The 6,482-nt window shown below is 71.8% G+C and carries 4 protein-coding genes and 1 pseudogene; 3 read left to right on the plus strand and 2 right to left on the minus strand.

Annotation, left to right across the window (positions count from 1 at the left end; genetic code table 11):
• Positions 1-1,227 (minus strand): annotated as a pseudogene (locus tag VF536_RS23215) (sensor histidine kinase); the annotation flags it as partial.
• A gap of 130 nt (positions 1,228-1,357) precedes the next feature.
• Between VF536_RS23215 and VF536_RS23220 the strand changes: the two are divergent.
• The 3 genes from VF536_RS23220 to VF536_RS23230 are packed head-to-tail and all read left to right on the plus strand — an operon-like array spanning position 1,358 to position 5,433.
• Entirely contained in the window at positions 1,358-2,074 is a 717-nt protein-coding gene (locus VF536_RS23220) for a DUF4166 domain-containing protein (RefSeq protein WP_331617276.1), read from the plus strand.
• A 1-nt stretch (position 2,075) separates the two neighbouring features.
• Positions 2,076-3,593, plus strand: a complete 1,518-nt coding sequence (locus VF536_RS23225; protein ID WP_331617277.1) for a TIGR01777 family oxidoreductase — start codon at positions 2,076-2,078, stop codon at positions 3,591-3,593.
• Positions 3,594-3,609: 16 nt separating this feature from the next.
• Positions 3,610-5,433, plus strand: coding sequence for a hypothetical protein (locus VF536_RS23230; RefSeq protein WP_331617278.1), 1,824 nt, complete (start codon positions 3,610-3,612; stop codon positions 5,431-5,433).
• A 6-nt stretch (positions 5,434-5,439) separates the two neighbouring features.
• Here the strand turns inward: VF536_RS23230 and VF536_RS23235 are convergent, their stop codons facing one another.
• A complete protein-coding gene (locus VF536_RS23235; RefSeq protein ID WP_331617279.1) occupies positions 5,440-6,099 on the minus strand; it encodes a TetR/AcrR family transcriptional regulator in 660 nt (219 codons plus the stop codon).
• Positions 6,100-6,482: the final 383 nt, after the last annotated feature.

A 6,482-nucleotide genomic window follows, 5' to 3' on the forward strand; every position in this document is an offset into this window, starting at 1 on the left:
TTCGGCCAGACGCGCCTGGACCTGCCGGTCGCGCTCGCGGGCGGCCGCCTGCTGCGTCTGTTCGACGCGCAGGGCCGCGTCGGCCAGCACGGTCGCGAACAGCTCCGCCACGTGGCGCTGTCCGGGCGGCGCCGCTTCCCAGGCGGTCCAGCGCGGGGTCCAGGACACGCCGTCACGGCGCATCGTCAGCGCGGGTCGATGGGGCGACGGATGCGCGCGATCAGCGGTGCCGTCGGCGCCCTCCTCCACGTCCACCGTCACCGACGTGCCCAGCCGCCGGCTGAGCAGCGCGGACGCCTCGACGCCCAGGCGCTCGAGGCTGTCGGCCGCCTGCAGCGTCTCGCGCCAGCGCCCGAGGTCCTGGGCGCTGACCTCGCCGCCGGGATAGATCAGGCGCTGGACGAAGCGCCGCACCGGCCCGTTCAGCGCCAGGCAACCGGCGGCGACTGCCAAGCCGCTGAGCCAGCGCGACTCGAACGGCAGCACCAGCGGCATCAGCCCCACGATCGCGATGCCCGACGCCAGCAGCAGCGTCCACACCAGCGCCTTGCCGGCCCAGGCGTTCGCGACGAACACGCCGTAGCGCAGGATCCCGTAGACCAGCATCAGCGGATAGAGCGGGAAGGCCAGCAGCGGGAAGGGATAGACCGACCAGCGCATCAGCGCGATGGCGTAGCCGCCCAGGCAGACCAGCCCCCACAGGCACGAGGCGGTGACGGCCGCGACCTGACCCCGCGCGGGACCGCGACCGTCGATCGGCGGGCGCATCAGCGCATGCAGCAGCACGCCCACGCCGGCGAGGCCGAGGAGCACCCAGGACAGGCTGGTGATCACGGCCGCCGGCTCCGCGACCGCGAGCCGGCCCACGTCCGGGTGGTCGACGAAATGCGCCGGCCGCAGCACCTGCGACGCCAGCACCGCGACGCCGCCGAGCAGGTAGGCCGCGGTGATCCAGCCGCGTCGCAGCGGCGCGCGGCAGAACACCACGCAGAAATGGAAGAACACCGCCGAGGCCAGCGGCGCCGTCGCCAGCACGTGCAGCGCGAGCGTCTCGACGCCCGGTCCGAACCAGTTCGGCAGCTCGTTGCCCGTGATCCAGACCGCGATCGCGACCAGGAAGGCCGCCAACAGCCGACCGCCGGCCACCCGGTCCGCCCAGGCCATCAGCACGCCCGCCAGCAGCAGCGTTTCGGCCAGCGCCAGCCCCATCGTCACCCGCAGCAGCATGTGTATACGTCGTAGACAGTCGACAGGGCGGCAACTGTATACGACGAACACAGGTCGCCGCGCTGTGTCCAATGGAATCAACGACTTAGGCATCGACTCAGGGTGGCCCGATTCTCGCGATAGAGGGGTCATGAACGCCCTTCTCAACGCCACCTTCCAAGCCAGTGCCCGCCTGCTGTCCCTGCTGCCGTCGCGTCGCGTCGCCGACATGTCGGCACCGGCATCGAAGCCCCTTCCGATGCCGGCATCGACAGTGGCATCGACACCGCTCGACCTGCAGGCCCTGATGGGCGACTACGCCTGGTCGCGTCTGCCCGCCGCCGTGCAGCGCCGTTTCGGCGTGCACGCGGAGCCGGTCCGCTACCTCGGCCGGATGGACCTGCACTGCTCGCCGATGGGCCGCGTCCTGGCCTGGCTCGCCTGGCCGCTGCGCGGACCGCTGACGTCCGATTGCGCCCGGGATCTGCCGGTCGAGGTCACCGTCTCTCCTGACGGCCTCGGCGGCGTCGTGTGGTCCCGCCAGTTGGGCCGTCGGCTCGTGCAGTCGGTCAAGCGCGCGCATCCCGCCGGTCCCGGCGTGCTGGAGCGCACCCGCGGCGGCCTGGCCATGGCGCTGGACGTCCTCGAGGACGACGGCGCCCTCGTCTTCCAGAGCCGCCATTACCTCTGGTGCGTCGGCCCGGTCCGGCTGCATCTGCCCGACGCGCTGAGCCCCGGCCAATGCCGCGTTGAACACCGCGACCTCGGCGCCGGCCGCTTCCGTTTCACCCTGACCATGACCCACGCCCGCTGGGGTCAGACCTTTCAACAGACCGGCGTTTTCGTCGATCCGGTCCAGGAGTCCTGACATGCACATCCTCGATGCCGTCCTCATCGGCCAGGCGCTGCTCGGCGCCTTCGACAACCTCTGGCACCACGAATGGGCCGCGCGGCTGCCGCAGCAGCGCGGCGCCCGGCGCGAACTCGCCCTGCACGCGGGTCGCGAGGCGCTGTACGGCGCCCTCTTCCTCGGCCTGGCCTGGTGGTCGTGGCACGGCGCGCTCGCCGTCGCGGTCGCGGCCGTGCTGGGCGTGGAAGTCGTCATCACGCTGACCGATTTCCTGGAGGAGGACCGCACCCGCCAGTTGCCGCCCTTCGAGCGCTGGCTGCACACCGTGCTGACGGTCTGCTACGGGCTGTTCCTCGGATTGATGGGGCCGCGCCTGATCGAGTGGTGGCAGCAGCCGACCGGCCTGGCGCCCGCCGGACGCGGCCTGGTGTCGTGGCTCTTCACGGCCATGGCGATCGTCGTGTGGGCGTGGAGCGTGCGCAACGCGCTGGCCGTGCGCCGCCTGGGCCGGGAGAGCGCGGCCCTGCGTGACCAGCCCGCGCTGCCTGCGGTGCCTCGCCAGGCGTCGGCGGTGCTGATCACCGGCGCGACCGGATTCGTCGGTCAGGCGCTGGTGCGGCGGCTGAGGTCGCAGGGCCGTCGGCTGATCGTGCTGACGCGGGATCCGAAGCAGGCGCGGCTGCAGTTCGGCGCGGACATCGCCGTCATCGGCGCGCTCGACGACATCGCCGCCGAGACCCGCATCGAGGCCATCGTCCACCTCGCCGGCGCCCGCGTGCTCGGCCGCCCCTGGACCCGCGCCCGTCGCCGCGAGCTGCTGGAAAGCCGCACCCGCTTGACCGAGCAGCTCCATCAACTGGCGCGGCGTCTGGAGCGTCCGCCGGCGGTGCTGGTGGCGGCGTCGGCGGTCGGCTTCTACGGCGTGCCGGAGGACGGCGTGATCTGCGATGAATGCTCGCGCGCGCAGCGCGGCGTGTTCCAGTCCGACCTCTGCGCCGCCGTCGAACACGAGGCGATGCGGATGGAGGGCCTGGGCATGCGCGTGGTGCGGCTGCGCTTCGGCGTGATCCTCGGCCGCGAGGACGGCGCGTATCCGATGCAGGCGCTGGCGGCGCGGCTCGGTCTGGCCGCGCGCCTGGGCGACGGTCGTCAACCGGTGCCGTGGATCCATCTGGACGACGCCGTCGGCTTCATCGACTGGGCGCTGCGCCGCACGGACGTGCGCGGGGCCGTCAACGCGGTGGCGCCCGACCTCTGCGCGCAGGCGGCGTTCTCGATCGCCCTCGCCGCCTCCTTCGGACGACCGGCCTGGATGCGCATGCCGGCGGCGCCGCTGCGCCGGCTCGCCGGCGAGATGTCGACGCTGCTGCTGGACGGCCAGCGCGTGATGCCGCGCGTGGCGCTGGCGGGCGGCTTTGTCTACCGCTTCGGGACGCTGAACTCGACGCTGCGCGATCTCGCTTCGCATCCCCAGGCGCCGGTTCGCATCCGGCCCTCCGACGAGGGACGCACTGCCGACGATGCCGCCTTGTTGTAACGGCATCCAAGGCGTCATGAGCACCACCATCCCGACCGCCCGCGCGATCGACGTCCCTCTTCCGTCCCTCGGGACGCCCGGCAGCCCGCAGACCTCGCAGGCACTGTCGACGCAGGCGACGCCCTCGTCGCCAACAACGGTCGAGCCGCAGCCCGCCAGGCCCGCCGCCAGCGAGCACATCCTGCCCGAAGGACTGTCCGCGCGTCGCTCGTCCCCGCGCGCCTCGCTGGACGGGGGGAAGAACGGCAACGACGGCAGCGACGGCGGCGGGGTCCGGTCGCGCCCGTCGACGCCGCCCCGCCAATCGCCGCCGAAGGTGGCCAGCCGCAGCTCATCGGCCGGCAGCGTCGCCACGACCGGGCGCCTGCCCGACGCCCATGGCGGCGAGCAGATCCCCTTGAACACGCTGAACACCAATGGGAGCGGCAGCGGCAGCGCGCTGTCCCTGTCCAGCGAGGGCCAGCGGCCTGCCGGCAACGCGCCCTCCATCACCGAACAACGTCGCGCCACGGCCCCCGAAACCGAGCAGACCGCCGCCCTGCCCCGCCAGGAAGCGCACGACGAGGTCGCCCAGCTGATGCGCCGCATGCCGGGTTCCTTCGACCCGCTGCCGCCGCCCCAGGCGGCGCCCGTGGAACGCGCCCCCGGCGGCCTGGCCTCGCTCAGCGCGGCCACGGTGCCGAGCCCGCGCGACGTGAATCCGCGCATCGACATCGACTCGCTCGCGCAGAAGTTGCCCGACGACATCACGGGCTGCGTCGCCTACATGCTCAGCGCGATGCGCAAGAGCCCCGAGGACATCCCCGCGCTCGAGCGCCTGGCCACGCAGCAGTCCGCGGTGCTGAGCGCGCGGGGCATCCACACCCGCGACGACCTCGTCGCCGTGCTCAAGCAGGTGCAGTGGCGCGACCAGGGCACGGCCATGATGCATGGCATGGCCTCGGCCAGCGGCTTCAACCTCGGGAGCCTGCCGGTGAACCTGAAGGTCGCCGACCTGACCCTGGCCAGCCTGATGAAGGCCCTGCCCAACCTGCCGGTCGCGCTGCCGGCGCTCATCACCGGCGCGCTGATGGGCTTCGCGCTGTCGACGCTGGACGTCGCCTCGGGCGCGGCCGCCGGCAAGACCTTCCAGGACGCCTACTTCACCCGCCCACCGGGCGAGCAGCTGTCCGGACAACTGCCCGAGCACCTGGCCAACGCGAATCCGCCGACCAAGACCAGCCTCGCCGCGGACAACTCGAAGGCGGCGGGGCTCAGCTACGGCGCGGTGCGCAACGGCGCGGTCCGGGTGCCGCTCATGGTCGGACTGGAACTCGCCGGGAAGCCGGAGACGCGCGCCAAGGTCGACGCGCTGGTCGATCCACTCCTGGGCCTGCCGCTGGGCGGCGGCGGCATGCGGATGGCGAAGAACGATTTCGACGTCAGCGCGGGGCGCGCGGGCTTCCAGCACTTCCTGGCGCGCGAGGACCTCGGCGCCTGTCTCGATCATCTGCAGAAGCCGGCCACGGAGCAGATCCTCAGCGCCGCGGCGCGCTTCGGCACCCACGCCGCCAACCTCAAGGAGACCTTCCCCGAAGCCCTGGGCGACGTCTTCGCGAGCAAGGTCGGCTGGACCTCGCACGCGATCCTGAGCGCCGGCTTCGGCGGCCTGACGGCCATGGTGGCCAGCCTGCCCGCGACCCTGCAGAAGGACCACGGCCTCAGCGAGACGGCGGCCAACATCACGACCCAGTCGCTGAAGTTCGTGGTGCTGCAGGCGCTGTACCACGTGTGGGGCGGCGCGCTGGGCGCGGTCGGCGGACCGAAGGCGCCGGATCCGGCGGCCGTCTCGCAGGCCTGACCGGGTTCAGGCCACGGCGCCCGCGCGGTTGAACAGCAGCGCGTCCATCACCTTCATGTAGGCCTTGGCCGTCTTGGCGTCCGCGGACAGCACGCCCGTCGTCGCTTCGATGTCGGGCCCCATCACGGCCAGCGTGTTGGCCAGCGAGACCATCGCGTAGTACAGCAGCACCGGCTCGCCCTTGGGCAGGTCGCCGGCCTTCTGCGCCGCCTTGATCAAGGGCCGGGCCAGATCGAAATGCGGCCGCAGGAAATGCTGCGCCAGCCACTCCTGCCGGTCCTCGCTGTGGCCGCCTTCGCGCCGCTGCATCATGAAGCGGTGCAGGTGCGGCTGGTCCAGCGTGAACTGGAAATACGCGATGAACTCCTGCCGCAGCTGCCCGATCGCGGTCGCCGGCTTGGCTTGCCGGATCAGTCCCTCGCGGGCCCGCGCGAGCTCCTCGTAGACCAGCGTCGCCACGGCCTGCCACAGCACCTCCTTCGACTGGAAGTGGTAGGTGATCAGCTGGTGCGTCAACCCGCTCTGCTCCGCGATCGCGCGCATGCTGGCGGCTTCGAAGCCGCGCTCGGCGAATTCCTTCAGTGCGGTCTTCAGGATCGTCTGCTTCGTGTCGGCCGAGCGCTGCTGTTCGCGGCGGCGGGGCGTGGAAGTATCCGGAGTGCTCATGCCCGACATCATGCCTGCCCCAGGGGGTCCCACTACCTCGGCGGAGGTATCGATTGCCCTGCTGCTTTCGTCAGCATTCCGATCACCAATCGCCCACCTTGACCGGGTTGGTGCGTTGGTATCGCTACCGTGCGCCCGCTCCGGCCGAGGCATCAATTCGACACACATTTAAACTTGCCGACTGGCAAAACAAACACAGACACTCGCGCCCCACGCCCCTCGAAGAAGGGGCACATCGCACCCACTGGCACGGGAGGGGATCACCATGGCGCTCAAGCAAGCCGGCCTCGCCGTGGGCTGGGCGTTCGTGTCTGCGCTCTCTCCTGCCCTGCTGGCCGGCGCGCTGCTGGCCGCCTGCGGGGGCGATGGCAGCCCGCAGGACG

It is taken from the genome of Roseateles sp., assembly GCF_036486225.1.
Taxonomy (GTDB): domain Bacteria; phylum Pseudomonadota; class Gammaproteobacteria; order Burkholderiales; family Burkholderiaceae_C; genus Roseateles.